20 protein-coding genes are annotated in these 25463 nt (G+C 70.6%); 8 read left to right on the plus strand and 12 right to left on the minus strand.

The window, feature by feature from the left end; all coding sequences use genetic code 11:
• Window positions 1-124 precede the first annotated feature (124 nt).
• From FZO89_RS11000 to FZO89_RS11010, 3 genes are all read right to left on the minus strand, one after another.
• The gene (locus FZO89_RS11000) at window positions 125-2467 is read right to left on the minus strand and encodes a family 20 glycosylhydrolase (protein WP_149103298.1); all 2343 of its coding nucleotides are present in this window, start codon (window positions 2465-2467) and stop codon (window positions 125-127) included.
• A gap of 107 nt (window positions 2468-2574) precedes the next feature.
• Window positions 2575-5415 (minus strand): TonB-dependent receptor, encoded by a 2841-nt coding sequence (locus FZO89_RS11005; RefSeq protein ID WP_149103299.1) that lies wholly within the window; start codon window positions 5413-5415, stop codon window positions 2575-2577.
• Between the two features lie 142 nt (window positions 5416-5557).
• Window positions 5558-6586, minus strand: coding sequence for a glucokinase (locus FZO89_RS11010; RefSeq protein WP_262378612.1), 1029 nt, complete (start codon window positions 6584-6586; stop codon window positions 5558-5560).
• A gap of 348 nt (window positions 6587-6934) precedes the next feature.
• Between FZO89_RS11010 and FZO89_RS11015 the strand changes: the two genes are divergently transcribed.
• The 5 genes from FZO89_RS11015 to FZO89_RS11035 all read left to right on the plus strand — a co-directional run bounded on the left by FZO89_RS11015 (window position 6935) and on the right by FZO89_RS11035 (window position 12432).
• Window positions 6935-8002 (plus strand): LacI family DNA-binding transcriptional regulator, encoded by a 1068-nt coding sequence (locus FZO89_RS11015; protein WP_149103301.1) that lies wholly within the window; start codon window positions 6935-6937, stop codon window positions 8000-8002.
• Window positions 7999-9057, plus strand: a complete 1059-nt coding sequence (locus FZO89_RS11020; RefSeq protein ID WP_425480444.1) for an SIS domain-containing protein — start codon at window positions 7999-8001, stop codon at window positions 9055-9057. The genes FZO89_RS11015 and FZO89_RS11020 overlap by 4 nt, the downstream gene beginning before the upstream one ends.
• Window positions 9058-9066: 9 nt before the next feature.
• A complete protein-coding gene (gene nagA, locus FZO89_RS11025) occupies window positions 9067-10218 on the plus strand; it encodes an N-acetylglucosamine-6-phosphate deacetylase (RefSeq protein WP_149103302.1) in 1152 nt (383 codons plus the stop codon).
• On the plus strand, window positions 10215-11285 hold the full coding sequence (locus FZO89_RS11030) for an acyltransferase family protein (RefSeq protein ID WP_262378613.1): 1071 nt from the start codon (window positions 10215-10217) through the stop codon (window positions 11283-11285). The genes nagA and FZO89_RS11030 overlap by 4 nt, the downstream gene beginning before the upstream one ends.
• A gap of 73 nt (window positions 11286-11358) precedes the next feature.
• The gene (locus FZO89_RS11035; protein ID WP_149103303.1) at window positions 11359-12432 is read left to right on the plus strand and encodes a DNA topoisomerase IB; all 1074 of its coding nucleotides are present in this window, start codon (window positions 11359-11361) and stop codon (window positions 12430-12432) included.
• On the opposite strand, the gene FZO89_RS11040 is transcribed toward FZO89_RS11035, so the two are convergent.
• On the minus strand, window positions 12429-13664 hold the full coding sequence (locus FZO89_RS11040; RefSeq protein WP_149103304.1) for a multifunctional CCA addition/repair protein: 1236 nt from the start codon (window positions 13662-13664) through the stop codon (window positions 12429-12431). The two genes, FZO89_RS11035 and FZO89_RS11040, sit on opposite strands and share 4 nt — an antisense overlap.
• A gap of 158 nt (window positions 13665-13822) precedes the next feature.
• Here FZO89_RS11040 and FZO89_RS11045 point away from each other — a divergent pair, with 158 nt between their 5' ends.
• Window positions 13823-15049 carry a CNNM domain-containing protein gene (locus tag FZO89_RS11045; protein ID WP_222928114.1) on the plus strand — a complete coding sequence of 409 codons (1227 nt, stop codon included), beginning with the start codon at window positions 13823-13825 and terminating at the stop codon, window positions 15047-15049.
• Between the two features lie 117 nt (window positions 15050-15166).
• Here FZO89_RS11045 and FZO89_RS11050 read toward each other — a convergent pair whose 3' ends face one another.
• Window positions 15167-17092, minus strand: a complete 1926-nt coding sequence (locus tag FZO89_RS11050; protein WP_149103305.1) for a lytic transglycosylase domain-containing protein — start codon at window positions 17090-17092, stop codon at window positions 15167-15169.
• A 70-nt stretch (window positions 17093-17162) separates the two neighbouring features.
• Here FZO89_RS11050 and FZO89_RS11055 point away from each other — a divergent pair, with 70 nt between their 5' ends.
• A complete protein-coding gene (locus tag FZO89_RS11055) occupies window positions 17163-17957 on the plus strand; it encodes a sulfite exporter TauE/SafE family protein (RefSeq protein WP_262378614.1) in 795 nt (264 codons plus the stop codon).
• A gap of 222 nt (window positions 17958-18179) precedes the next feature.
• Here the strand turns inward: FZO89_RS11055 and FZO89_RS11060 are convergent, their stop codons facing one another.
• From FZO89_RS11060 to FZO89_RS11070, 3 genes are all read right to left on the minus strand, one after another.
• A complete protein-coding gene (locus FZO89_RS11060; protein WP_149103306.1) occupies window positions 18180-19040 on the minus strand; it encodes a hypothetical protein in 861 nt (286 codons plus the stop codon).
• Between the two features lie 154 nt (window positions 19041-19194).
• Window positions 19195-19875 (minus strand): hypothetical protein, encoded by a 681-nt coding sequence (locus FZO89_RS11065; RefSeq protein ID WP_149103307.1) that lies wholly within the window; start codon window positions 19873-19875, stop codon window positions 19195-19197.
• A 276-nt stretch (window positions 19876-20151) separates the two neighbouring features.
• Entirely contained in the window at window positions 20152-20460 is a 309-nt protein-coding gene (locus FZO89_RS11070) for a hypothetical protein (RefSeq protein ID WP_149103308.1), read from the minus strand.
• Window positions 20461-20678: 218 nt separating this feature from the next.
• On the opposite strand from FZO89_RS11070, the gene sctU reads away from it, so the two are divergent.
• On the plus strand, window positions 20679-21782 hold the full coding sequence (sctU, locus tag FZO89_RS11075; protein WP_149103309.1) for a type III secretion system export apparatus subunit SctU: 1104 nt from the start codon (window positions 20679-20681) through the stop codon (window positions 21780-21782).
• 613 nt (window positions 21783-22395) lie between these two features.
• On the opposite strand, the gene FZO89_RS11080 is transcribed toward sctU, so the two are convergent.
• The 4 genes from FZO89_RS11080 to cyoD are packed head-to-tail and all read right to left on the minus strand — an operon-like array spanning window position 22396 to window position 25453.
• A complete protein-coding gene (locus FZO89_RS11080) occupies window positions 22396-22935 on the minus strand; it encodes a response regulator transcription factor (RefSeq protein ID WP_149103310.1) in 540 nt (179 codons plus the stop codon).
• On the minus strand, window positions 22925-24274 hold the full coding sequence (locus FZO89_RS11085; RefSeq protein WP_149103311.1) for an ATP-binding protein: 1350 nt from the start codon (window positions 24272-24274) through the stop codon (window positions 22925-22927). The genes FZO89_RS11080 and FZO89_RS11085 overlap by 11 nt, the downstream gene beginning before the upstream one ends.
• The gene (locus FZO89_RS11090) at window positions 24225-25019 is read right to left on the minus strand and encodes an SURF1 family protein (protein WP_149103312.1); all 795 of its coding nucleotides are present in this window, start codon (window positions 25017-25019) and stop codon (window positions 24225-24227) included. Before FZO89_RS11090 ends, FZO89_RS11085 begins: the two co-directional genes overlap by 50 nt.
• 56 nt (window positions 25020-25075) lie before the next feature.
• A complete protein-coding gene (cyoD, locus tag FZO89_RS11095; RefSeq protein ID WP_149103313.1) occupies window positions 25076-25453 on the minus strand; it encodes a cytochrome o ubiquinol oxidase subunit IV in 378 nt (125 codons plus the stop codon).
• Between the last annotated feature and the right edge of the window lie 10 nt (window positions 25454-25463).

Consider the following 25463-nt stretch of genomic DNA (forward strand, 5'->3'; position numbering starts at 1 on the left):
GCGCGGGTGTTCCGCCGGCGACCGGCGTGCGCGCGCACCAGCGGCAACCCGGGGTTCTCCGCCCGCCTACGGGGTGATTCGAGACGGGACCGACGCTGCGTGCGGCGTCGGCCCGTCGGTGCCTTCAGCGCGGCACGAGCGCGACGCGGTCGACCACCCACATCGCCGGGCGCGTGTCGCCGGTGGTGGTGAAGCACAGGTCGGTGCTGCCGGTGACCCCTTCGAACGGTACATCGACCTCGACGAAGCCGTCGGCGCCGGTCGTGCCCGGCAGCGGCTGCCGCGCCACGGTCCGGCCGTTGCAGCCGCCCGCCTGCACCAGCAGTTCGCCGTGTTCGGTTTCGGCCGCCATGAACTTGCGGGCCGGCTCGTCATGGGCGAGCTGGAAGTAGTAGGGCATCCGCCCCAGCCGCACCTTCGCCGATGCGATGCCGTCCAGGTCGGCGTCGGCCCACAGCCAGCACGGGTAGAAGATCGTCACGTTGTAGAGCGCGCGTTCGCCATCGGCCGGGCCGTCGTCTTCCAGGCGCAGCAGCAGCCGGCCGGTGTCGGGGCAGGTGGCGAGCTGCTCGTCGCTGCGCACCAGCAGGCTCGCCGCGTCGTAGGCGTGCCGCGCGGCAGGGGCCAGCGGCGACGTGCCGGCGAACGCGGCGGCGCGGATCTCGACCGGCAAGGTCGCCCCGATCGGCGCTTCGTACAGCGGCGAGTCCGCGTCGGGTTCGCTGCCGTCCAGGGTGTAGCGAATGGCGTAGCCCAGCGGATTCTCGAGCGCGACCTCCACCGTGCCGGCACGGCGATCGTCCGTCGCCGTGGCCAGCACCTCGAACGGCGTCTGCGCGTAGGCGATGCCGAAGGCACGGTAGCGCGCCAGCTGCGCCGGCAGGCGGGTGAGGAAGTCGGCGTAGTCCTTGCGCCCGGCCGGCGACCACGCCGATTCGGCCAGCGCGGCCACGCGCGGAAAGAGCGCGTGCTGCACCCGCGGCCAGGTGCGCATGTGCTCGGTCCAGACATTGGCCTGCACGCCGAGGATGTGCTTGCGCTGCGCGGCCGTGAGCACCTCGGGCACCGGCTCGAAGTCGTAGACCGTCTGCAGGGTCACCTGCGTCGGCCGGCCCGGCGGCTCGTTCGGCGACATGGTCTGCAGGTAGTCGAGGTAGAGCTTGTCCCAGGGCGTCATCACCACGTCGTGTCCGGCCTGGGCCGCGGTGATGCCGCCCTCGGTGCCGCGCCAGGACATCACCGTCGCCCGCGGCGGCAGGCCGCCGTCGAGGATCTCGTCCCAGCCCAGCAGGCGCCGGCCCTTGCCCTCGAGGTAGGTCTCGAGCCGCTTGATGAACCAGCTCTGCAGCGCGGTCTCGTCCGCGATGCCGAGTTCCTTCATCCGCGCCTGCACGATCGGCGACTGCTGCCACTGGTCCTTGACAGCCTCGTCGCCACCGATGTGGATGTAGGTCGAGGGGAACAGGGCGACGATTTCGTCGAGCACGTCCTCGATGAAGACGAAGGTCTCCTCCTCGACGTTGAACAGGTACTGGTGCACGCCCCATTCGTTCGAGACCGGCGGCGTGTCGCCGAGCGAACCGTACTGCGGGTAGGCGGCGACGACCGCCTGCACATGGCCGGGCATGTCGAACTCCGGCACCACGGTGATGTGGCGCTGCGCCGCATAGGCGACGATGTCGCGGATCTGGGCCTGGGTGTAGTAGCCGCAGTAGGGCCGGGTTTCACCGGTCGCCGGGTCGGTGCCGGCTTCGCCCGCGGGGATGCGGCATGCGGCGACTTCCATCAGCTTCGGATACTTCGGGATCTCGATCCGCCAGCCTTGGTCGTCCCCCAGGTGCCAGTGGAAGGTGTTGAGCTTGTGACGGGCCATCGCATCGAGCAGCTGCTTGATCTCGTCCACCGACTGGAAGTGGCGCGCGGAATCGAGCATCAGCCCGCGCCAGCCGAAGCGCGGCGCGTCCTCGATGCGCAGCGCCGGGATGCGCACGGCCTGGCCCTGCGCCGAGGACAGCAGTTGCCAGAGCGTGACCGCGCCGTAGAACAGGCCGCGCTCGTCGCTGGCCGCGACGCGCACGCCCTCCGGCGCCACCTCCAGCAGGTAGCCTTCGGGCGCATCGGCCGACACCGCGGGATCGATCGCGAACACGATGCCGGTCCCGGCGTCCTGCCCGCCGCCCGCAGGCGCGGGTTCGATGCCGTTGGTCGTGGCGACCAGCGCCGCGAACTGGGCCGCGACGCGCTGCGCCGCCTCGCCATCGGCCGACAGGCGGGTCGAAGCGTCGAAGCGGAAGCTGCCGTCCCGCGGCTGCAGCGAGGCAGGCGCCGGGATCAGCGCGGGCCTGGCGGTCGTCTCGCCCTGGGTCCCGGGCGCGGCCGCGGGCCCGGGCTCCCGACCGCAGCCGGCGAGCAGGATCGAACAGCACAGCGTCAGCGCCAGGTGCCACGTGCGGGGGATCGGACTCATCGGGTCTCCTCGGTCTGGCATGGAAGATAGCGAAAAAGGCGCGGGCCCGGACGAATCCAGGCCCGCGCGCACAACGGCATCGATCTGGGAGGGGATGCCGTGGTACCTCAGAACTGCATGCGCAGCGAAGCCATGTAGCGACGACCTGTCCGGTACAGCCCGCGGACCAGTTTCTCGGTATTGGCCACGCCCGGGACGTCGGCGTAGGTGTAGTACTCCGAATCGAGCAGGTTCATGCCGTCGAACGTCAGGCTGAGGCTGTCGTTGATGCGGAAGCCGATGCTGGCGTCCAGCGACTCGTAGTCGGAGGTGACCAGGAAGTTGCCGCGGTCGACCTGGGTGTAGTACTTCGAGCGCCACGAGTAGGTCAGGCGCGCGCTCCAGCGGTCGTTCTCGAAGAACGGGCTGATGTTGTACTGGTTCTCCGATGTCCACGGCATCGGGTCGCCGTTCTCGGCCTCGGCGTCGGAGTAGGTGTAGTTGGCCAGCATGCCCAGCCCGCCCCACAGGTTCTGCTGGTAGTTCAGCGACAGGCCCTGGATGGTCGCGGCGCCGGCATTCTGCGGACGGGACACGGTGAAATCCATGAGCTGTCCGTTGCTTTCGTTGACGTGCTCCTCGATCCCGGTCGTGTAGAGGATGTAGTTGCCCACGTCCTTGTGGAACAGGGTGCCGGCGAGGATGCCGTTCTCGGCGAAGTACCACTCGGCCGAGAAGTCGAGGTTGGTGGAGCGGTAGGGGTCGAGCTCCGGGTTGCCGCCACCGCCGGTGAGCGTCTGCGGGCCCAGCCACAGGTAGTTCGACATGTCGCCGTAGTTCGGGCGCGAGATCACCTTCGCCGCCGAGAAGCGCAGCACCAGGTCGTTCCAGTCGTAGACGACGTTGATGTTCGGCAGGAAGTCGTTGTACTTCTTCTTGACGCTGACCTGCTCGTAGGTGTGCACGCCGCCGTTCGCGGCGCTGTTGCAGTTGGCGCTGGCGGTGCACTGCCAGCCCAGGCTGTCGGATTCGGTCTGCACGTAGCGGAAGCCGACGTTGCCGCGGAAGCCGTTCCAGCTGTAGTCGGCCTGCACGTAGCCGGCGTTGATGTCTTCTTCCACCAGCCAGGTGTTCTGCACGAACGACAGGTCGTTGAACGTGCCGGGCTCGGGCATGGTCTGCCACGGCGCCAGCCAGTCGCCGCCGAGGATCCAGTCCGCCAGCGCCCAGCCGTCGATGGTGAAACGGTTGGACAGGTCGCCCGTGTTGCCGAAGCCGCTCAGGTAGTTGCCGGGGAGCGGACGCGGCGAAAACTCCGAGGTGGTGGCATCACCGTAGCCGGCGACGGACGCGACCGAGACCCCGGCCATGGTCTGCCCGGTCTCGTGCTGGCGCCGCTTCGCGCCGAAGCGCACCTGGTAGACGGGCGAATCCAGGCGGATGCCGAAATCCACCTGCCCGTAGACTTCCTCGTCCCAGGTGGGCTTGGTCACGATGTTGCCGCCCCAGCCGGTATTCCAGGTCGATCCGTCGTTCGGATCCGCGCCCCAGCCGCCGTCGATCCGGAACGCATCGGGATCGGTGAACGGGCTACCCGCCACGTTCGGGCTGGTCGCCGGGGCCGAGCCGTAGTTGTAGCCGGCGAAATCGAGCCGCGGCGTGCCGGTGAGGTCGTAGCTGTAGTCGGCCCAGTTGAGGAACTCGCCGAACACCTGGCGTCCGGTACCGCCGGTGGCCTCGGTGGTGCCGAAATGCCAGGTGGCGAACCAGCGCTCATCGTTCCAGGTCGCCTTGATGTCGTAGGAATTGGTGTCGACGGTGGCTTGGCGGTTGATCAGGTCGTAGACCGTCAGCGCATTGCTGAACGAGGCGCGAGTGATCACGCCGCCGTCGACCTCGAGATCGGTCAGGCGCATCAGGCTGTTCCAGGCGTTGCCGTTGAAGGCGAACATGGAGTGGCTGACGTTGTCGTAGTTCGCGGTGACGTCGAGCGCGTTGAACTCGACGTTCATCTTTTCGTGCGGCTTGAACTGGATCGCCAGCGAGATCGTGTCGCGCTCGCGCTGCTGTTCGAAGTAGTGCGCGCTGATCGAGTTCGGTGCGATCGCGTCGAGGTTGGCGCGCAGCGTGGTTTCGCACTCGCCCGAGCACGATGGCGGTACCTCGACGCCCGCGCCCCAGTCCATCGTCGGGGTGAAGGAGTTGCCGCCGCCCTGTCCCTCGGCGTAGTCGCGGCCGGTCACCGTGCCATACGACTCGACGCCATCGCGGCGGATGCCCTCGTCGGCGCGCTGCGCGGCGACGATCAGGCCGAAGGTTTCCGCATCGTTCTTCCAGCCGAACAGCAGCGAAGCCTGCGGATCGCCGCCTTCGATGCGATCGTTGTACAGATAGCCGACGTGGCCGGCGATGGTGGTCTTCTCCAGATCCAGCGGCTTGCGCGTATGCACGATCACGGTGCCGCCGATCGAGCCTTCGTCGATGTGCGCCTCGGGAGACTTGTACACCTCGACCTTGCCCACCAGCGAAGGCGCGAGCAGCGAGTAGTTGAAGGTGCGGCCCGGCTGGTCGGTGATGAACCAGTCCGCGGAGGCGACCGTCTGCCCGTTGAGCAGGGTGCGGCTGAGCGCCGGGTCGGTGCCGAGGATGCTGATCTTCTCGCCCTGTCCGAAGGCCTTGTCGATGGTGACGCCGGGCAGCGACGAGATCGCCTCGGCGACATTGGTCGACGGGAACTTGCCCACGTCCTCGGCGGTGATCACGTCGATGATCGCGTCGGAATTGCGCTTGGTGTCGAGCGCCTGCTGCAGGCTGGCGCGGATGCCGGTCACGACGACCCGGTCGAGTTCGGCGGCGCTTTCGTCGCCTGCGTCGCCGCCCTGCGTGGCGGCTTCCTGCGCGTTCGCCTGCGCGGCGACCCCGAGGCACACGGCGATGGCGGCCGACAGCATGGATGTGCGGTGCTTCATGACGGTTCTCTCCGTTGCGGAATGGTTTGGCTGTGGGCGCCGGCAAGGATTCGCCGGGGCCCGGGGCAGTGCCGTTGCATGCGCCCGCCGCGGGAGCGGCGCATGCGCGGGCAGGGGGTCAGGTCAGCGGGCGGGCATCCGTTCACTCGTTGTCGTTCTGGGATTGGTCGAGGTACCAACCGGCGGCGCCGATCACGCCCAGTTGCCCGTGATCGACCAGCGTCACGGGGATGCGGAGCAGCGCCTCGCGCATCGGTCCCTTGTCGAGGAACCGCCGCACGAAACTGCTGTGTTCGAGGAAGTCGCGGATCTGCGGCAGGATCCCGCCGGCGAGGTAGACGCCGCCGTGCGCGCCGTAGAGCAGCGCCATGTCGCCGACGGCGCCGCCGAGCAGGCCGCAGAACAGTTCGAGCGTGTCGCGCGCGAGCGGATCGTCGCCGCTGCGTGCGGCTGCGGTGATCGCGTCGGGGGTGGCGTGGCCGGGCTGCATGCCGCGCACCCGCGCCAGGGCCGCGTGCAGCCGCACCAGGCCCGGCCCCGACAGCGCGTGCTCGATCGGCACGTGGCGCCGGTCGCGCAGGAACTCGCGCAGGACGTCGATCTCCGCTTCCGTGGAAACGGTCAATGCCGCCTGCCCCGCTTCGGTCGCCAGCACCACGGCGTGGCCCGGGGCCGGAATCCGCACAGCCGCGCCCAGGCCGGTGCCGGGCCCGACCACCAGGACCGGACCGGGCGGGGCGAGGTCGGGCCCGGTCAGGCGCAGCAGCGACTGCGCGCCCGCCGCGGCGACGGCATGGGCCACCGCCTCGAAGTCGTTGACCAGACGCAGGTCGTCGAAGCCCAGTTGCGCGCGGATCCGCTGCGGCGCCACGGGCCAGGGCAGGTTCACCGACAGCAGCGATCCATCCTCGAGCGGGTGCCCGGCGCAGGCGATCACGCCGTGGCGGACCGGCCCGGAAGCCGGCAGCCCGGCGAGGTAGGCCTCGAGCACGGCCGCGAGGGACGGGAAGTCGGCGCAGGCGTACTTGCGGTAGTGCTCGACCTGGGTCGGGCTGTCGCCGCACACCAGTCCCACACGCACATGGGTGCCGCCGACATCGGCGGCGATGAACGGCACGCCGGCCGGCTGGTGGCCGGCGGCGGCGGGCAGGGGACGGGTCGTTGCTCCCACACGGGCTCCTGCGGTGCGTCGCCTGCGGATCGCGGCGGCATGGACGCAGTGTCGGCAGCTCGTGACAACGATGTCAAGCGCATATGACAAGAGGGTGTGCATTCGCGCTGAAACATACGTAATTTCAGAACGATAAATAGAATTCGGCGATATTGTTCTGATAGAAACGTTAAAAACCAGGCCCGAGCCCGATGTCCAGCGCGTGTCCTGTACCGGGCATGCTGCAGGACAACACTGCCGAGCCCGCATGCTCCGCCCTTCGGAGGCGCCCGGTCTGGCAATTGCGATGAAACTATGACAACGTTAGTCACCCTGTCCGAGGGCAGGACAACGAGGGCAGGAAGGCAGATGAGCGAGGTAGCGGCCAGTCCGCGCAAGCCGACGATCCGCACCGTGGCCGAGCGCGCCGGGGTGTCGCTGAAGACCGTCTCGCGCGTGATCAACAACGAGCCGTCGGTGCTGCCGGCGACCCGCGCCCGCGTGCTGCAGACCATCGCCGAGCTCGACTACGAGCCGGACCCGTCCGCGCGCAACCTGCGCAGCGCCAGCGCCTACGTGATCGGCCTGGTCTACGACAACCCGAACCCGTACCACATCATCGGCCTGCAGAACGGGGTGCTTTCGGCCTGCCGCGAAACCGGCTTCGGCCTGCAGATCCATCCCTGCGACGCGACCTCCCCGCTGCTGGCCGACGAACTGATCGAACTGGTGCAGCGCTCGCGCATCGCCGGGCTGGTGCTCACCGCGCCGATCTCGGAACGCGCCGAGCTGATCGAGGCGCTGGAACAGGCCGGCGTGCGCGCCACCCGGATCATCGCCGCGGCCGAGGACCCGAAGGACGGGCATCCCTGCGTGTATGTCGACGACCGCGACGCCGCCTACGAGATCACCGAGCACCTGGTCCAGCTCGGACACCAGCGCATCGGCTTCCTCTGGGGCGGGCAGGAGCATCGCTCCAGTTCCGAGCGCTACCTGGGCTACGAGCAGGCCCTGAAGGATTACGGCATCACCCTCGACAAGCATCTCGTGGTGCCTGGCGACTACACCTTCGACGACGGTTTCCGCGGCGCGCGCCGGTTGCTGGCGCTGCGCGATCCGCCGACCGCGATCTTCGGTTCCAACGACGAGATCGCCGCCGGCGTGCTCGCGGCGGCCAAGTCCGCCGGCATGAACGTGCCCTACGACCTGTCGATCGCGGGCTTCGAGGACAGCCCGTTCTCGCGCCAGTCGTGGCCGGCGCTGACCACCGCCAAGCAGGCCACCGAGGACATCGCGCGCCATGCCGCGCGGATGCTGATCGCCGGCCTGCGCCCCGATGCCACTCCCACGCAAAACCAGGGCTTCGTGCCGCAACTGGTGGTGCGCGGCTCCACAGCGCCGGTGCGTCCGCGCGCGCAGCCCGCGAGCGAAGCATGAATGCACTGATCGAAGCGGATGCGCTGCGCGCACGCGCGGCATCGACCCGGATGTTCCGCGAAGCCGCCGAGGCGGCCAGCGTGGTGGCCTCGCAGTTCGTCGCCAACCGCGACGTGCTGGCCGGGCTCGCGGCCGACCTGCGGCTTCGGCCGCCGGCCTTCGTCGCCACCTGCGCGCGCGGCAGCTCCGACCACGCCGCGACCTATGCCAAGGCGTTGTTCGAGACCCAGCTGGGCGTGGTCACCGCCTCGGTGTCGCCGTCGATCGGCTCGGTCTATCGCGTGCCGCAGCGTCTGGGCGACGCGCTGTTCATCGCGATCTCGCAGTCGGGCCGCAGCCCGGACCTGCTGCGCAACGCCGAAGCCGCGCGCGCGGCGGGCGCGCGCGTGGTCGCGCTGGTGAACGTCGAGGATTCGCCGCTGGCGGCACTGGCCGACGTCGTGGTGCCGCTGCACGCCGGGCCCGAACGCAGCGTGGCCGCGACCAAGAGCTACCTCGCCTCGCTGTCGGCATTGCTGCAACTGGTCGCATTGTGGAGCGACGACTTCGCCCTGCTCGACGCGCTGGAGCGGCTGCCCAACGCGATGCGCGCGGCCTGGGACTGCGACTGGTCGCCGGCAGGCGAGGGGCTGGCGGGCGCGCACAACCTGTTCGTGCTCGGGCGCGGCCTCGGCCTGGGTGCCGCGCAGGAAGCGGCGCTGAAATTCAAGGAAACCTGCGGCCTGCATGCCGAGGCCTACAGTTCGGCCGAGGTCAAGCACGGGCCGATGGCGCTGGTCGGTCCCGGCTTCCCGGTGCTGATCCTCGACCAGCCGGACGAGACCGGCACCGGCACCCGCGCGCTGGCCAGGGAGTTCCGTGCGCGGGGCGCGCAGGTGTGGCTGGCGTCCTGCGGCGGCGAGGCGGATCTTCCGGTGCCGCCGGCGCCGCACGCGGCCTGTGCGCCGCTGCTGCTGGTGCAGAGCTTCTACCGGATGGTGAACGCGCTGTCGCTCGCGCGCGGGCACGATCCGGACACGCCGCCGCACCTGAACAAGGTCACCGAAACGGTCTGAGGGCACGCGATGGCGACCGCACTGGTCAATGGCCGCCTCCTCGGCGACGACGGGTTCCACGACGGACGGGTGGTGCTGGTCGACGGTGGGCGGATCTCGGCGGTAATCGATGCGCGAGATCCGAGGATCGCCGACGTCGACCGCATCGACCTCGACGGCGGCACCCTGGTGCCGGGTTTCGTCGACGTGCAGGTCAACGGCGGTGGCGGGGTACTGCTCAACAACACGCCGACGCCGGAGGGCGTGCGTGCGATCGCCGCGGCGCATCGCCGCTTCGGTACCACCGGCCTGCTGCCGACCCTGATCAGCGACGACATCGACACCATGCGCGCCGCGATCGCCGCGGTGCGCCAGGCGATCGCGCAGGGCGTGCCGGGCGTGCTCGGCATCCATCTCGAGGGCCCGTACCTGGCGCCGACCCGCAAGGGCACCCACGATGCGCGCGTGTTCCGCGTGCCCGATGCCGACGAGATCGCGCTGGCGACCTCGCTCGGCAACGGGGTCACCCTGCTGACGCTGGCGCCGGAGCGGGTGCCGCCCGCGACCATCCGCGCACTGGTGGCGGGCGGCGCGATCGTCGCCGCGGGACATACCGCGGGCAGCTACGAGCAGATCCTCGCCGGCCTCGCCGCCGGGGTCCGCGGGTTCACCCATCTCTACAACGCGATGTCGCCGCTGCAGGGACGCGAACCGGGGACGGTCGGCGCGGCGCTGGAAGACCGCGACAGCTGGTGCGGGATCATCGTCGACGGCGTGCATGTGCACCCGGCCAGCCTGCGTGTCGCGCTCGCGGCCAAGCCGCGCGGCAAGCTGTTCCTGGTGACCGATGCGATGCCGATGGTCGGCGCCGACGATCCGGCGTTCGTGCTGTACGGCGAAACCATCACCGCGGTCGATGGCGTGGTGCGCAACGCCGCCGGTTCGCTGGCCGGATCCGCGCTCGACATGGGGACGGCGGTGCGCAACACCGTGCGCATGCTCGGCCTGCCGCTGGAGGAAGCCGTGCGCATGGCCTCGCGCTATCCGGCGGAGTTCCTCGGGCTTGGCGACCGCCATGGCCGGATCGCGCCGGGTTACGCCGCCGATCTGGTGTTGCTGGACGCCGCACTGGAGGTGCGCGCGACCTGGATCGCCGGCGAGATGGCGCGGCACGACGCTTGAGCGCGCCGGCGCCGAGGTTCGCATCGGTCGATGCGCTGCGCGGCCTGACCGTCGCGGCGATGCTGCTGGTCAACAACCCGGGCGACTGGGGCCATGTCTACGCGCCGCTGCGGCACGCGGCGTGGCATGGCTGCACCCCGACCGACCTGGTGTTCCCGTTCTTCCTGTTCGTGGTCGGCGTGTCGATCGCGCTCGGAATCGTGCCGCGACTGGAGCAAGGTGCGGATCCGCGCGCGCTGCATCGTGCGATCGTGTCGCGCGGGCTGCGCATCGTCGCCGCCGGGCTGCTGTTGCACCTGGTGGCGTGGTGGGCTTACGACCAGCCGCACTACCGGCCCTGGGGCGTGCTGCAGCGCATCGGCCTGTGCTTCCTGATCGCCGCGCCGCTGGCGATGCACCTCGGGGCCCGCGCGCAATGGGCCTGGATCGCGGGGCTGCTGCTCGGCTACTGGCTGCTGCTGGCGCCGGGCGGGTACGCACCCTTCGACAACCTCGCCGACCGCATCGACACCGCGCTGTTCGCGCCGCTGCTCTACCGCTACGACCCGGTGACCGGAACCGGCCACGATCCCGAAGGCCTGGTCAGCACGCTGCCTGCGGTCGCAACCGCGCTGCTCGGCGTGCGTGCGGGCGACTGGCTGCGCCGCGGCCGGATTCGGCGCCTGCTGCTGGCGGCCCTGGCGATGCTGGGCATCGGTGCTTTGTGGTCGCTGGCGATGCCGGTCAACAAGGCTTTGTGGACCTCCTCGTACGCGCTTTGGACCGGCGGCTGGGCGGCGCTGGCGCTGGCGCTCGCGCACGTGCTGGTCGACCGGCGCGGCTGGCCGGCACCGGGGCGCAGCTTCGGCGTCAACGCGATTGCCGCGTACGCCGGATCGGCGCTGATGGTCTACCTGCTCGCGGCGACCGGCGCGTGGGGTGTCCTCTATCAGCACGGATTCGCCGACTGGATGGCGCCGCGCTTCGGCCCGACCCTGCCCTCGCTCGCGTTCGCGCTGGCCTTCGTGGCGCTGTGGTGGGGCATCGTGCGCGTCATGGACCGGCGCGGCTGGTACCTGAAGATCTGATGCCGCGACCGCCGCGAGGCGCGCCCCGCACAGGTTCACCGCCGCATCACGGCTGCCGGCTACGCTCCGCCGCATGCGCACATCGACGTCGGCCAAGGGCCGCAGGAAGCCCCGGACCCCGCTGACGCCGGAACAGCGCGACGCGATCGAGGCGGGCCTGCGCTACGTGAGCGATGCCGCGCCGGGGATCCGCCGGGTGCGCCACGGGCGCGGGTTCGGCTACCGCGATCCGCAGGGACGCGCGGTGCGCGATGCCGAGACCCTGCAGCGCATCCGCGCGCTGGCGATCCCGCCGGCCTACCGCGAGGTCTGGATCTGCACGTCCGCGCGCGGCCACCTGCAGGCGACCGGGCGCGATGCGCGCGGGCGCAAGCAGTACCGCTACCACCCGGACTGGCGCCCGCTGCGCGACGCCAACAAGTTCGACCGCATCGTCGCCTTCGGCCGCGCCCTGCCCAGGCTGCGCCGCGGCGTACGTGCCGACCTCGCGTTGCCGGGCTTGCCGCGCGAGAAGGTGCTGGCCGGGGTGGTCGCGATCATGGCCACCACCTTGGTGCGCGTCGGCAACAGCAGCTACGCGCGCGACAACGGCTCGTTCGGCCTGACCACGCTGCGCAACCGCCATGCCAGGTTCCTAGGCGGCGAACTGCGGTTGCAGTTCGTCGGCAAGGGCGGGCGCCTGCACGAGGCCGGCATCCAGGACCGGCGCCTGCTGCGGCTTGTGCGCGCGGTGCACGAACTGCCCGGGCAACGCCTGTTCCAGTACCGCGACGAGGACGGCGCGCTGGTGCCGGTCGAGTCCTCCGACGTCAACGATTACCTGCGCGAGCGCATGGGCGCAACATTCACCGCCAAGGATTTCCGCACCTGGGGCGCGACCCAGGCCGCGTTCCGGCTGCTGGCGGAGATATCGCCGGATCCCGATGCGAGCGTGGTCGCGACCAGGGCCGTGGGCAAGCAGGTGATCGAGGCGGTCGCGAACATGCTCGGCAACACCGCGACCGTCTGCCGCAAATCGTACGTGGATCCGCGCGTGCTGGACGGCTGGGCGGAAGGCCGCTTGCAGCGCGCGGCGAAGGGCGCGCGCGGACCGCGGCAATGGGAAGGGGCGGTGCTGCGCTTCCTGGCACGGGCGCCGAAGGGCTAGGCGTCGGCAGTCGCGCCGCGCGCCGCGCGGATCGCGGCCACGCGCGCCTTGCGCAGCGCATCGCCGATCGCCGGGCCCTCGAGACCCTCGCGGGCGAGATCGCGCGCCTGGATCGAGAGTGCGGCGGCATGCATGCGCCGCAATTGCGCGGCCTGCGGATACGGTTCGTCCTCCAGCCCCAGGCGACCACGCTTGTCGGCTTCGCAGACCAGCGCGAGTTTCGCGATCCGCCCGGGCTTGCGGAAGGCATCGCAGCGCACCAGCAGGTCGTGCACGGTGGTGTCCCGCAGTTCGCGCAGGCGATGCACGTTGAGGTGCTCGCGGCAGGCGACGAGGGCGAGGTCGCGGTGCTCAAGCGGCACCTTCAGGCGTTCGCACAGCGCGCGCAGCGGCGCCAGCCCCGCCTGCTCGTGGCCGACGTGTCGCGGCAGTTCGTGCGCCGGGGTGCGGGCCTTGCCGAGGTCGTGGGTGAGCGCGGCGAATCCGACCACGGTGTCGCCGGGGGCGAGCCGCGCGGCCATGTCGCTGACCAGTTCCTGGTGGATGCCGGTGTCGACCTCGGGGTGGTACTCGGCGCGCTGCGGCACGCCGTACAGCGCGTCCACTTCCGGCAACACCGCGCGCAGCGCGTCGGCCTCGCGCAACGTGCGCAGGAAGGCGGAAGGCTGCGCTGCGGACAGCGCCTTCGACAGTTCCTGCCACACGCGCTCGGCCACCAGCGTGTCGAGTTCGCCGCCGGCTGCCATCTGCCGCATCAGTGCCATCGTCTCCGGCGCGACTTCGAAGCCGAGCGGTGCCAGCCGCGCCATGAACCGGGCCGCTCGCAGTACCCGCAGCGGATCCTCGACGAAGGCCGGGCCGACATGGCGCAACACCCGCGCCTCGATGTCGCGCACGCCCCCGAGCGGGTCGACGACGTCGCCGTCGGCGTCCTCGGCGATGGCGTTGATGGTGAAGTCGCGGCGCGCGAGGTCCTGGTCCAGCGTCACCGAAGGATCGGCGTGCACCACGAAGCCGCGATGGCCCGGCGCGGATTTTCGTTCGGTGCGTGCGAGCGCGTACTCCTCGCCCGTGTCGGGATGCAGGAACACCGGAAAGTCGCGACCCACAGGCCTGAAGCCGGCGGCGAGCATCGACTCCGGCGTTTCGCCGACCACCACGAAATCGCGGTCGCCGGGCGGCAGGCCCAGCAGCCGGTCGCGGACCGCGCCGCCGACGAGATAACTCTTCATCCGCGCATGATGCCTCAAGCCTCGCGACCGCGACGTGGTGGCCGGGTGCGCGGCTTCCGTGGGCGCGTCTCTGCGACCGGCTGCGGCGGAAACAGGCGCCCTGCCGCGGCGTGCGTGCGTGAACCCGACGAAGGCAGGCCGCGCCCTATACTGTGCTCATGAAGCCGCGAACATTCCTGCGCGCGCGACGCTTCGCCGCGGTCGCGATGGCCCTGTGGCTGCCGATGGTCGCGCATGCTGCCGGCGCGCCCGCGTCCGGCGAGGTCGCCGCGTCGGGAACGCCGCTCGATGTGGTGCTGATGGTCGCCTACCTCGGCGGCGCGATCGTGCTGTCGTTCCTGTGCTCGATCGCGGAGTCGGCGCTGCTCAGCATGACGCCGTCCTACATCGCGGGTCTGCGCAACGCGCGCCCGCGGCTCGCCGAGCGGCTCTGGCGCCTGCGGCTGGGCAATATCGACCGCTCGCTTGCCGCGATCCTGACCCTCAACACCATCGCCCACACCGCCGGCGCCGTCGGCTCCGGCGCCAAGGCCACGGTGGTGTTCGGCAGCGCGTGGGTCGGCGTGTTCTCCGCGGTGGCGACGCTGCTGATCCTGTTCATGTCCGAGATCGTGCCGAAGACGCTGGGCGCCCTTTACTGGCGCCGGCTCGCGTTGCCGACGATGTGGTTCGTGCGCGTGCTGATCGTGCTGCTGTATCCGCTGATCCGGCTGTCGGAACTGCTGACCCGGCTGCTCTCGCGCGGACACGAGGCCGAGGGATTCAATCGCGAGGAATTCCTGGCGATGGCCGGCATGGGCGAGGCCAGCGGCGACCTCGATCCGCGCGAGTCGCGGATCCTGCGCAACCTGTTCGGCATGAGCACCCTGCGCACCTGGAACGTGATGACCCCGCGTACGGTCGTCGCCGCGCTGGCGGCGGACACGACCGTGGAGGAAGCGCTGGCCGATGCGCGCGCCGCGCCGTTCTCGCGCATCCCGGTGTTCACGCGCGACATCGACGACATCTCGGGCTTCGTGCTGCGCGACGAGCTGCGCCAGGCCGAGGCGACGGGGCGTGGGCGCGAGCCGGTGTCGGCGTTCGCGCGAACGCTGCTGACGATCGCCGACAGCATGCCGTTGAGCGCGCTGCTGGAATTCCTGCTCGAGAAGCGCCAGCAACTGGCGCTGGTGGTCGGCGAGTACGGCGATACCGTCGGGCTGGTGACGATGGAGGACGTGGTGGAAACCCTGCTCGGCGACGAGATCGTCGACGAACGCGACCGCGTCAGCGACATGCAGCGCCTGGCACGCGAGCGCTGGGAACGGCGCGCGGCGAAGCACGGCGTCGTCTGGCCGGACGAGGACGACGAGCCCGGCGGACGCGGCGCATCGCCGCCCGGGTAGCCTGGCGCTTTCGACAGCCTGCCGCCGGCCCTTGCAGCGAACGGCGACGGCGCGCGCCCTGCCCTCGCATGATGGGCTGACGCAATCCCGGTGCGGCGCGACGGGCGGGTGGCGGGGCTATGAAGCCGGGCAGGCGAACTTGCGGCGCGGCGAACCGGTGATGCCGAGCATGCGGTCGCTGACCGGCGTCGCCATGCCGTACATGCGCCAGTCGTAGATCACGCTGAAGGCGAGGATGCGGGCGACGTACTCGCGCGTTTCCTTGTAGCTGATGGTCTCGATCCACAGGTCCGGATCCATCGTCGGCCGCTGCGAGAGCCAGCGCGAGGTCGGCGTCGGCCCGGCGTTGTAGGCCGCGATGGCGACGTAGGGCTTGCCGTACATCTCCTCCTTCTCGCGCAGGTAGGCGCTGCCGATGACGATGCTGGTTTCCGGATCGTGGAGGCTCTGCACGCCGCCCCAGGGCAGGCCCAGCCGACGCGCGACCGCGGCACCGGTATCCGGCATCACCTGCATCAGGCCGCGCGCACCGGCGGGCGAGCGCGCGCGCGGGTTGAAGGTGCTTTCGGCACGGATCTCGGCGGCCACCCAGGCCGGATCGAGACCGTTCTTCCTCGCCTCGCGCTGGATCACGTCGGCGTGGTGGATCGGGAAGCGCAGCGTGTACAGCCGCAGTTCGCCCGGCGCCTTGCCCAGGCCGAACACGCCGCGGTCGAACCAGCCGTGCTCCTGCGCGACCTCGACCGCGATGCGTCGCTGCGCATCGTCGAAGCGCGACAGGGCATCGTTCCATTCGCGCACCGCCCAGCCGCTGCGGTCGGCGCGATACAGCGCCATCGCGCGCACGATCGCCGGGTCGGCGGCGACGGTCGCCTTCTGCGCCGGCGTCCAGTCGGGCATCCACGGGCACAGCGCGTAGGGCTGCTGCAGCCTGTCGGCGGCGAGGAAGCCGTGGAAGTCGGCGTTGCCCGCGACCTGCGCGTACAGCGCCTGCGCGCCGGCACCGTCGCCGGTCAGCTCGCGCATGCGCGCCTCGAACCACCGCCAGCGCGAGTTGCCGCGCTGCTCCGCACCCATCTTCTGCAACGCCGCGAGCGCGGCGCGCCAGTCCGATCGCGCCAGCGCCTCACGCACGCGCCATTCGTGCAGGCGCTCGTCGTAGGCGCTGTCGGGCACCAGCGCCAGCAGGCGCGCGGAGTCGGGCAGGTAGGAAGCCACCGTCCACAGCGCGGCCTGGTACAGCACGCGGACCCGCTCCTCCTCGCCGAAGCCCAGCGCATCGGCGATCGCCGGCAGCCGCGCTTCGGCGGCGAGCGGGTCGGCCTTGGCGAACTTCGCCAGTCCGTGCGAGGCGACGAGGCGGCTGCGCGCGGTCTTCGGCCACCCTGTCGCGCGCGCGTGCGGCGCCTGCACGAAGTCGGCGTAGTCGTTCGCCTGCGCGACCTGCTCCGGTGGCAGCCCACGCGCGGCGGCGCGCATCACGCCCGGCTCCCACTCGGCGGCGGCGAGCTCGATCCGTTCCCAGCGCAGTTCGTCGCCGAGTCCGCCGCGCGCTGCGAGCGCGGCGAACACCGGATCGCATTCGTCCGGCAGCGACTTGCCGCTGCTGCGCCACATGTCCTGTGCGTCGCGGATCCACTGCGCATCGGCGGCGCCGGTGCGCTGGCGCGCCTCGAGTTCGGCGCAGCGCAACGCCACGCTGCTCACCGAGGGCGACCATGCGGCGCGCAGGCCGCTCCAGTCCTGGCGCTTGAGCAGGGCACGCAGCCAGGCGTCGCGGAACACTCCGGCGACCGCTTCGCCGCGGTAGCGCGCCAGGAACGCCTGCGCCTGTGCCGTCGGCAGGGTATCGATGTCCCGGCGCAGCGTCGCCATCTCCACCCAGCGGCGCGCGGGATGGTCGCCGGCCAGCGGTGGCGCCGGCAGGCCGCGTTCGGCGGCTTCGATCGCGATCCGGAGTGCGGCATCGGTGTCCTGCGCGTGCGCGGCGGGCGCCAGCAGCAGGGCGGCGGCGAGTACGATGGACAGGCGTGGCTTCGACATGCAAGGACTATAGCGAAGGGCCCATGAACTCCGATTCAGACTGCTTCATCACCGGTGCGGGGGCGCGCGCGTGATCGAAGGCTGGTGGGTGTTTCCGCTGCTCGGCGTCGCCGCCGGCGTGCTCGCGGGCCTGCTCGGCATCGGCGGCGGGCTGGTGTTGATCGGTGCGCTGTTGTGGCTGTTGCCTGCGTACGGCGTGCCGCAGGACGCGGCGATGCACGCGGCGCTGGCGAGTTCGCTGGCGAGCATCGTGCTCACCGCGGCCTCGTCCGCGCGCGCGCACCATCGCCGCGGCGGCGTGCTGTGGCCGACGGTCGCGTGGATGGTGCCTGGGCTGCTGCTCGGTGGCTGGCTCGGCAGCCTGGTGGCGGTGGCGATGGACGGCGACGTGCTGCGCTGGTGCGTGGCGGTCTACTGTTTCCTGGTCGCGGCGCAGATGGCCTTCGGCGGCCCGCGTGGCGATGCGGCGCGCCCCGGCATCGTCCCGACGGGCTGGCCGATGTCGCTGGCCGGTGGCGGCATCGGCGCGGTCTCGGCAGTGGTCGGCATCGGTGGCGGCAGCATGACCGTGCCGTTGCTGGTCTGGCGTGGCGTGGTACCGGTGCGCGCGGTCGGCACCTCGTCGGCCTGCGGCATCTTCATCGCCCTGGCCAGCGCGGCGGGCTACGCGGTGCATGCGCCGGCGGGCGCGCTGCCGGCGCATTCGGTCGGCTATGTCTACCTGCCCGCGGCGATCGGGATCGCGCTGGCCTCGGTCCTGGCGGCGCCGCTGGGCACGCGGCTGGCGCACGCGATCAGCGGCAGCGCGCTGCGGCGCGTGTTCGCCGTGTTCATGGTGCTGGTGGGAATCAGCATGCTGCTCTGAAAGCGAAAGCAGGAACCGGACAGGAACCGGACAGGAACCGGACAGGAACCGGACAGGAACCGGAGTCGGAGTCGACTGTTCGACCCGTGTCGTTCCTGCGCACGCGCCGCCGGAGGGTGAAACTCGACCCTGGCGCCTGAAAATCCGGGTCGGAGTCGACTTCCGGACGCCTTGCCGATCCCGCCCGGGCACCGGCGGCGGAGGTCGACTCGGACCCGGGTTTCATTCCGGCGCGACCGCAGCCTCCGCATGCCTCAGGAAATCGCTGACGTACCAGCGGCCGTCGCGGCGTTCGAGGTTGACGATGGTGTCGATCGGCGTGCCGGCGAGCGTGTACTGCAGGCGCACGCGGGCGAGGTCGCCGGTCTGCGAGAGCAGTTGCACCTGCATCCCGCCCAAGTCGGCGTCGAGATCGAAACCATAGGACGCCAGCACCTGCTTGGCGGTCGCCAGCATCTTCGACATGCGCCGCAGGCTTTCCGCCATGCCGGCGTCGGCGAAGGCCTGCCCGTCGTCGAGCCCGGCCTCGCGGGCGGCGGCGGCCATGGTCGCGATCGTGGCCTGCGCGCGCGCGCGGTCTCCCACCGGCGCCTGCGCGGCCCACGTGCCCAGTGCCTGCACCAGCTGCGGGTAGTGCTCGCGTTCCGAGACGCTGAACTCGCCCTGCCGGGTGATGTACTGCACGGTGAACACCGTGAGGAACTCCGCCGCCGAAGCCACGCTGGCATTCGCGAGCTGCCGGTCGAAGCCCTGCTGCAGGCTCTTTTCCGCGTCCGGCGCGGACAGGGCCGCCATCGCCCGCGGCAGGTGCTGGGCGAACGGCAACTGGTCGAGCGGCCAGCGGGTCCGGCCCTCGCGCCAAGCCGTTTCGAGCTGTGCGTGCACCGCCGGCGTCACCGCGTCGCGGGCGAAGGCTTCCAGATCGCTGGCGCGCAGGTGTGCGGTGAGTGCACGCACCGTGTCGCCGGGTGTCGGCGCCTCCGCCGGCGGCGTGGCCGGCGCCTCGCCGCGACAGCCGGGCAGCAGCGCCAGCGCGGCAGCCATCAGCAGCGCGACGCACGCGGCGATCCTGCGGTTCCCCATGGCGGGACACTTCCCCCTTGATCCGTCCGCATCTTGGCCGCTGGGGCAGCGGGCGGCAACCGGAAGGTGCGAAAATCGGGGCTGGCGTCGGCTTTTCTGGCCGGTTCTCCGTGAGGACCGGGGCGTGGGGCGATTCCGGTGCGCGGCGCGGGCGCTACAGGTCGCGCACCACCCAGCCGGGAGGAAGATCGGCATGGCCGGCATCGATCGCCGCCTGGGCGACGGCCTGCGGCGGCTCACCCGCCCGCCAGGCGCGGGCGATCGCCGCCAGCCGTTCGCGGGTGGCGCGGGTGTAGGCGCCTTCCAGCTCGTTCTGTGCGTCGGCGGCGAGCTTCTGCGGATACAGCGCGCGCGCCTCTTCGCTGTGGTTGAGCAGGTCGACCATCAGCGCCAGCTGCTGGCGGAACGTGTCCACGCCCAGCGACGTGCGCTGGGTGCGCTGCAGGTGCCACACCAGCAGGTACTCCACCGGACCCAGCATCCGCCGCGGCGACGCCCCGAAGAAGTGTCCGGACAGCGTGCCCACGGACAGGCCGGTGACGTCGTCCGGCAGACGGGTCGCGCCCCAGGAACTCAGGGCGCCGCCGGGCAGGTCGGCGCGGCGCAGCGCGGTCGCCACGGTGTCGGCGAGCAGGCGCTTGGCGGCGTGGTCGTCGCTCTCGGCGACCACGCCCAGCAGGCGCAGGAACATGGGGTAGTGGTCCTCGCCCAGGCGCCGGGACAGGCGCTTGAGCACCGCCAGGCGGTATTCGGGGTCGTCATGCGCGGCCAGCGCCGAGACGAGGCGGCCGGCGGCGTCGCGCAACTGCTCGGCGGAGGGCGTGGTCAGGCTCATCGGGGGCCAGGAAAAGAGGATCGCCCATTATCGGCCCGATATCGCGCCTTGCCGGGCCCCGGCGTGTGCCGACCTTGCGGCGGGCCTCCGCGCCACGGCGGGCCGGACATCGCGGGCAAGCGGTGGAAGCCTGTGGGGCCGGGCCGAGACGTGCAGCGGGGAGGGCAAAGACGCAGGACGGGGCGGCCCGCTGCAACAGTTCGCAACCCCTCCGAAACCGGCGCGTGCCGTGTTGCGCCCAGCCCGCCCCGGTCGATATGCGGACCGACGCGGGGCTCAGAGCGCCGAGAGGATGCCGTCGACCGCCGTGTTGGCCGCTTCGGCGCGATCCAGCTGCGACAGTTGCGAGGCCAGCGCGTCGGAGCGCGGCAGCATGCGCGGCGCACCGGCGTCGCCCCAGGCCGACAGGTTCAGCAGGGTTTCCCCGCTGTCGACCAGCGGCGCCGGAGCCGCCTCCGGAACCGGTGCGCCGACATCGGTGCGCAGCAGTCCCTGCTGGCGGGCCTCGTCGAACGAGACCTGGCCGCCGGCCGGATCGAATCCGGTCGTTCCCAGTCCAGGTGGCGTGGAACCGATGGTGCTCATGGCAAGGCGCGTGGTCCGGCAGGTGCTGGCAAGCCGCGGCTGCGGCGACAGGCCCACTCTAGCGAGGCTGTCATCGCACTGTCACCTCGGGTCGACCCTAGGACGCGGCGCCCGCTGCGGCTGCATTCACCTGCCTGCCGTGGCGGCCGTCTCGACTGCGGTCGCCGCCGCGCCATGCTAGCCTCGATCGACGCGAACCAGGCACGGGACGAAGTGGCATGGCCGACAAGGACCAGGGCGCCGACAAGACCGAAAAGCCGACCCCGAAGAAGATCCGCGACGCGCGCAAGGAAGGCAACGTCGCCAAGAGCAGGGAGCTGACCGGCACCGTGCTGCTGCTCGGCTGGGTCGCGATGGGCGGCATGCTGGCCACCTTCATCTACGGGCAGATCGAGGCGCTGTTCGACCAGAGCCTGCAGGCGGTCGGCAAGCCGTTCCACGAGGTGTTGCCGCAACTGGGCCAGCTCGGGTTCGAGACCCTGCTGTGGATCTGCCTGCCGCTGATGGCGATGGCGCTCGTGCTGGGCGTGCTGATCGAGTTCCTGCAGGTGGGGCCGGTCGCCTCGATCAAGAAGGTGACGCCCAACATGGAGAAGATGAATCCGGTCCAGGGCATCAAGAAGATGTTCTCGATGGACAACTTCGTCGAGCTGGTGAAGTCGATCCTCAAGTGCGCGGCGCTGCTGGGCATCGGCTACATCGTGCTGCGCGGGATGATGGAGTGGCTGCTGAAACTGCCCTATGCCCCGCCCGCGGCGATGGCGGCGGCATTCTGGCACGCGGTGAAGTGGATCGCGGTGTGGACGATCGCGGTGTTCTTCTTCGTCTCCGCGCTGGACGTGTGGTACCAGAAGTTCTCCTACACCAAGAAGCTGCGCATGAGCCGGCGCGACATCCGCCAGGAGGTGAAGGAGAACGAGGGCGATCCCTACGTCAAGCAGCGTCGCCGGCAGTTGCACCAGGAGTGGGCGCAGCAGAACATGCTCACCTCCGTGCGCAAGTCCAACGTGGTCGTGACCAATCCCACCCACATCGCCGTCGCGCTGCAGTACGAACCCGGCGAGACCGACCTGCCGGTGGTGGTGGCCAAAGGCGAGGGCGCCTTCGCCGAGCTGATCAAGAAGACCGCCGAGGAAGAGGGCATCCCGATCCTGCAGAACGTGCCGCTGGCGCGCGGGCTCAACGAGCAGGTGGAGCTGGACGACTACATCGGCAACGAGTTCTTCGATGCGGTGGCCGAGGTGCTGCACTGGGCCGAGAACGTGCGCCGCGAACGCGGCGACGACATCGAGACGGTCTACCGCGAGCCGGAGCCGGAATAGGGCGGATCGACGGCGTTCCTTCAGTTGTCAATTCGACCGGAGGGAGAAATCTTTCCCGACGGCACGAGATTTCTCCCTTCGGTCGAAGCGACAGGGCTTTAGTCGAAACGACAGGGCTTTAGTCGAAACGACAGGGCTTGGGTCGAAACGACAGGGCTTGGGTCGAAACGACAGGGCTTCGGCCGAAACGACAGGGATTCTGTGGGAATGACGGGGCTTTGGTCGAAACGACACGGCTTCGGTCGGATCGACACGTCCTCGAGTTTGTCATTTCGACCGCAGGGAGAGATCTTTCCCGACGGCACGGGATTTCTCCCTTCGGTCGAAATGACAGGGCTTTAGTCGAAACGACAGGGCTTCGGCCGAAACGACAGGGATTCGGTGGGAATGACGGGGCATTGGTCGAAACGACACGGCTTCGGTCGGATCGACACGTCCTCGAGTTTGTCATTTCGACCGCAGGGAGAAATCTTTCCCGACGGCACGGGATTTCTCTTCGGTCGAAATGACAGGGCTTTGGTCAAAACGACAGGGCTTTGGTCGAAACGACGGGGCTTCGGTCGAAATGACAGGGTTCTGGTCTGCATGCTGGGGAGGAGGCGCCGCGCCCGGGCTACTTGACCCGCCGCTTCTCCAGCTTGCGCGCCAAGGTGCGCCGGTGCATGCCGAGCTGACGCGCGGCTTCGGAGATGTTGAAGTCGGCCGCGGCCAGCGCCTCGTGGATGTGCTCCCACTCCAGGGTCTTGATCGAGGTCTGGCGCCGGGTGAGCTCCACCCCGGCGTCGCCGCCCTCGCGCGCGAACGCGGCCTCGATGTCGTCGGTGTTGGAGGGCTTGGCGAGGTAGTGCCGGGCGCCGAGCTTGATCGCCTCCACCGCGGTGGCGATGCTGGCGTAGCCGGTCAGCACCACGATCAGCATCTCCGGATCGTGCGCATGCAGGAGCTTGACGCAGGCCAGCCCGGAGTCGCCGCCCGCCAGCTTCAGGTCGACCACGGCGTGGGTCGGCGCGAACTCCGCGAGCGTCTGCTCCAGCGCGTGCAGGTTGGCGGCGTTGCGCACCTCGTAGCCGCGGCGCTCGAACGAGCGCGTGAGCGTGCGCGCGAACGCGGCGTCGTCCTCGACGATCAGCAAGCGGCGCGGATCAGTCGTCATCCTCGTCCGTCTCCAGTGCCAGCACCGGCAGCGGCAGGGTGACCACCACGGTCGCGCCGCCGCCGGCCTCGTTGCGGGCCTCGATGGTACCGCCCAGCGTGCGCGCCACGTTCACGGCCAGGAACAGGCCCAGGCCGCGGCCGGGCGCGCCCTTGCTCGACTGGTAGGGCTTGCCGATGCGCTCGAGCATGTCGGCGGCGAAGCCCGGGCCATCGTCGCGCACGCGCAGCACCAGCGCGTCGTCGATCCGGTCCGCTTCCAGCAGCACCCGCGACCGCGAGGCCTCCAGCGCGTTGTCCAGGATGTTCCACAGCATCTGCTGCAGCCCGGCATCGGCGACGATGGCGTGCTCGCCGTCGACCCGGTCGCGGTACTCGAAGCCGCGCACCGCGCGGCTGCGCTTCCACTCGTCCACCAGGCCGTCGAGGAAGGCGCGCAGCGTGGTGCCGCGGGTCTGTTCGCCGCGGGTCTCGCCGGCGGTGGCGAGGATGTTGGAGACGATCGCCTTGCAGCGCAGCACCTGCGCCTGCATCTCGCTCACGTCCTGCAGCAGCTCGGGGTCGGAGGTGAAGTGCGGCAGGTGCTGCCAGTCGCCGAGGATCACCGCCAGGGTCGACAGCGGCGTGCCCAGCTCGTGCGCGGCGCCGGAGGCCAGCAGCCCCATGCGCACGATGTGTTCCTCCTCCGCCGCGCGCTGGCGCAGCGCCGCCAGTCGCGCATCGCGCGCGCGGATGATCCGGCCGATGCGGGTGATGAAGACCACCAGCAGGGTCGCGATCAGCATGAAGCACAGCAGCAGGCCGAACACGTAGGGATCCGACAGCCCGCCCGCCTCGCTGGCCGGCAGCGTGACCGGACCCGGGAACAGCGCCAGCCCCACCACGCACGCGCTGGTCAGCGCCACGATCACCCAGCTCGACCAGGGCTTGAGCAGCACCGCCGCCAGCACCACCTGCAGCAGGTACAGGAACGCGAACGGATTGGCGATGCCGCCGCTCAGGTAGAGCTGCGCGGTGAGCGCGGCGACGTCGGCCAGCAGGCCCAGCAGCAGCGCGGTGTTGGTGACCCGCCGCGGGCCACGCCAGCGCAGCATCGCCAGCGCGTTGAACGTGGCCAGCGCCGCGAGCACTGCCAGCATAGGCTGCAGCGGCAAGGTGATCCCGAGCCCGGCGTGGACCACGACGATCGTGAGCAGCTGGCCGACGACCGCGATCCAGCGCAGCTGCACCAGCTGGCGCATGTTGTTGACCCCGGCGCTGTCGCCGGTCGCGCGCGCGGCGAGCCGCGGATCAGCGGCGATCGGGTCGGGCGGCGACGTGGGCGTGGTGGCGTGCGGCATCGGAGGGATCGGTGGGCGAAACCCGGCGCCGCAGCCGCGGCCCGGACAGCACGCGCCACGCGGCGAAGGCCACCATCAGCGCCAGCGCGAACCAGGTCAGCGCGTACTGCAGGTGGTGGTCGCGGAACCGTACCACGGTCATGCCGCCGCGCGGCCAAGGCGCGGCGGCGGGGTCGAACGCGGCGTCGATGAAGTACGGCGCCACGGCGCCGAGATCGCGCGCGGCGGCGATCGCGTGCACGTCGCGCGAATACCAGCGCTCCTGCGCCGGCACGTTGGCGCGCAGGATGCGGCCGTCGGGTTCGTCGATCCGCAGCAGGCCCTGCACCCGCACCTCGCCGCCGGGCGCGGGCGCGGCGGTCTCGCCGGCCGGCACGAAGCCGCGGTTCACCAGCAGCGTGTCGCCGTCGACGGTGCGCAGCGGCGAGAGGATCCAGTCGCCGGGGCCGAGCGCGGTGAGCGCGTCGACGCGGGTGTCGCGGCCGGGCAGGAACCGTCCGCGCGCCGCCACGCGCCGGTACTCCGCGCTGGCGCGGTCGATCCCGTCCCAGGCCGCGCGCCCCGGCGCGGCCACCGGCTCGGCGCTCACCCGCGCGTCCACCCGCGCGATCAGGTCGCGCTTCCACTGCAGCCGCTGCACCTGCCAGGCGCCGAGCGCGCAGAACATCGCGAACAGCGCCGCCAGCAGCGCCAGGAAGGCGAACTTGCGGGCGCGGCGCGGCGCGGGGGCGGGATGCGAGGTCATGGCGGCGGTGTGGCGTGTCGACGGCGCGTCACGTCGGCGCGCGGCGCGCGGCGACGCTAGAGCATGCGTTCCATGTCGTGCATCGACGGCATCATGTTCGAATTCATGTGGTGCATCACCCACAGCGTGCCGATCAGCACGATCACCAGCAGCACCGCGGTGAAGATCAGGGCGAGCAGGTTCCAGCCGCCCTCGGACTTCGGGTTCATGTGCAGGAAATACACCATGTGCACCACCACCTGCACCATCGCGAACGCCAGGATCACCAGCAGGGTGATCGTCGGCGTCGGCAGCACCTTCGCCATCACCAGCCAGAACGGAATCGCGGTCAGCACCACCGACAGGCCGAAGCCGGTGGCGTATTCCTTCACGCTGACGTGCGGGATGCCGTCCTCGAGAAAGTCGTCGTGGGGATCGTGGGAATGGTCGCTCATCACTGCGTTC

It is taken from the genome of Luteimonas viscosa (assembly GCF_008244685.1).
GTDB lineage: Bacteria > Pseudomonadota > Gammaproteobacteria > Xanthomonadales > Xanthomonadaceae > Luteimonas > Luteimonas viscosa.

Coding starts and splice junctions, on each gene's coding strand:
- FZO89_RS11070 (WP_149103308.1), bottom strand. CDS start 20,460: ATGAGCACCATCGGTTCCACGCCACCTGGACTGGGAACGACCGGATTC.
- FZO89_RS11000 (WP_149103298.1), bottom strand. CDS start 2,467: ATGAGTCCGATCCCCCGCACGTGGCACCTGGCGCTGACGCTGTGCTGT.
- FZO89_RS11080 (WP_149103310.1), bottom strand. CDS start 22,935: ATGACGACTGATCCGCGCCGCTTGCTGATCGTCGAGGACGACGCCGCG.
- FZO89_RS11060 (WP_149103306.1), bottom strand. CDS start 19,040: ATGGGGAACCGCAGGATCGCCGCGTGCGTCGCGCTGCTGATGGCTGCC.
- FZO89_RS11090 (WP_149103312.1), bottom strand. CDS start 25,019: ATGACCTCGCATCCCGCCCCCGCGCCGCGCCGCGCCCGCAAGTTCGCC.
- cyoD (WP_149103313.1), bottom strand. CDS start 25,453: ATGAGCGACCATTCCCACGATCCCCACGACGACTTTCTCGAGGACGGC.
- nagA (WP_149103302.1), top strand. CDS start 9,067: ATGGCGACCGCACTGGTCAATGGCCGCCTCCTCGGCGACGACGGGTTC.
- FZO89_RS11050 (WP_149103305.1), bottom strand. CDS start 17,092: ATGTCGAAGCCACGCCTGTCCATCGTACTCGCCGCCGCCCTGCTGCTG.
- FZO89_RS11005 (WP_149103299.1), bottom strand. CDS start 5,415: ATGAAGCACCGCACATCCATGCTGTCGGCCGCCATCGCCGTGTGCCTC.
- FZO89_RS11065 (WP_149103307.1), bottom strand. CDS start 19,875: ATGAGCCTGACCACGCCCTCCGCCGAGCAGTTGCGCGACGCCGCCGGC.
- FZO89_RS11015 (WP_149103301.1), top strand. CDS start 6,935: ATGAGCGAGGTAGCGGCCAGTCCGCGCAAGCCGACGATCCGCACCGTG.
- FZO89_RS11040 (WP_149103304.1), bottom strand. CDS start 13,664: ATGAAGAGTTATCTCGTCGGCGGCGCGGTCCGCGACCGGCTGCTGGGC.
- FZO89_RS11045 (WP_222928114.1), top strand. CDS start 13,823: ATGAAGCCGCGAACATTCCTGCGCGCGCGACGCTTCGCCGCGGTCGCG.
- FZO89_RS11020 (WP_425480444.1), top strand. CDS start 7,999: ATGAATGCACTGATCGAAGCGGATGCGCTGCGCGCACGCGCGGCATCG.
- sctU (WP_149103309.1), top strand. CDS start 20,679: ATGGCCGACAAGGACCAGGGCGCCGACAAGACCGAAAAGCCGACCCCG.
- FZO89_RS11035 (WP_149103303.1), top strand. CDS start 11,359: ATGCGCACATCGACGTCGGCCAAGGGCCGCAGGAAGCCCCGGACCCCG.
- FZO89_RS11085 (WP_149103311.1), bottom strand. CDS start 24,274: ATGCCGCACGCCACCACGCCCACGTCGCCGCCCGACCCGATCGCCGCT.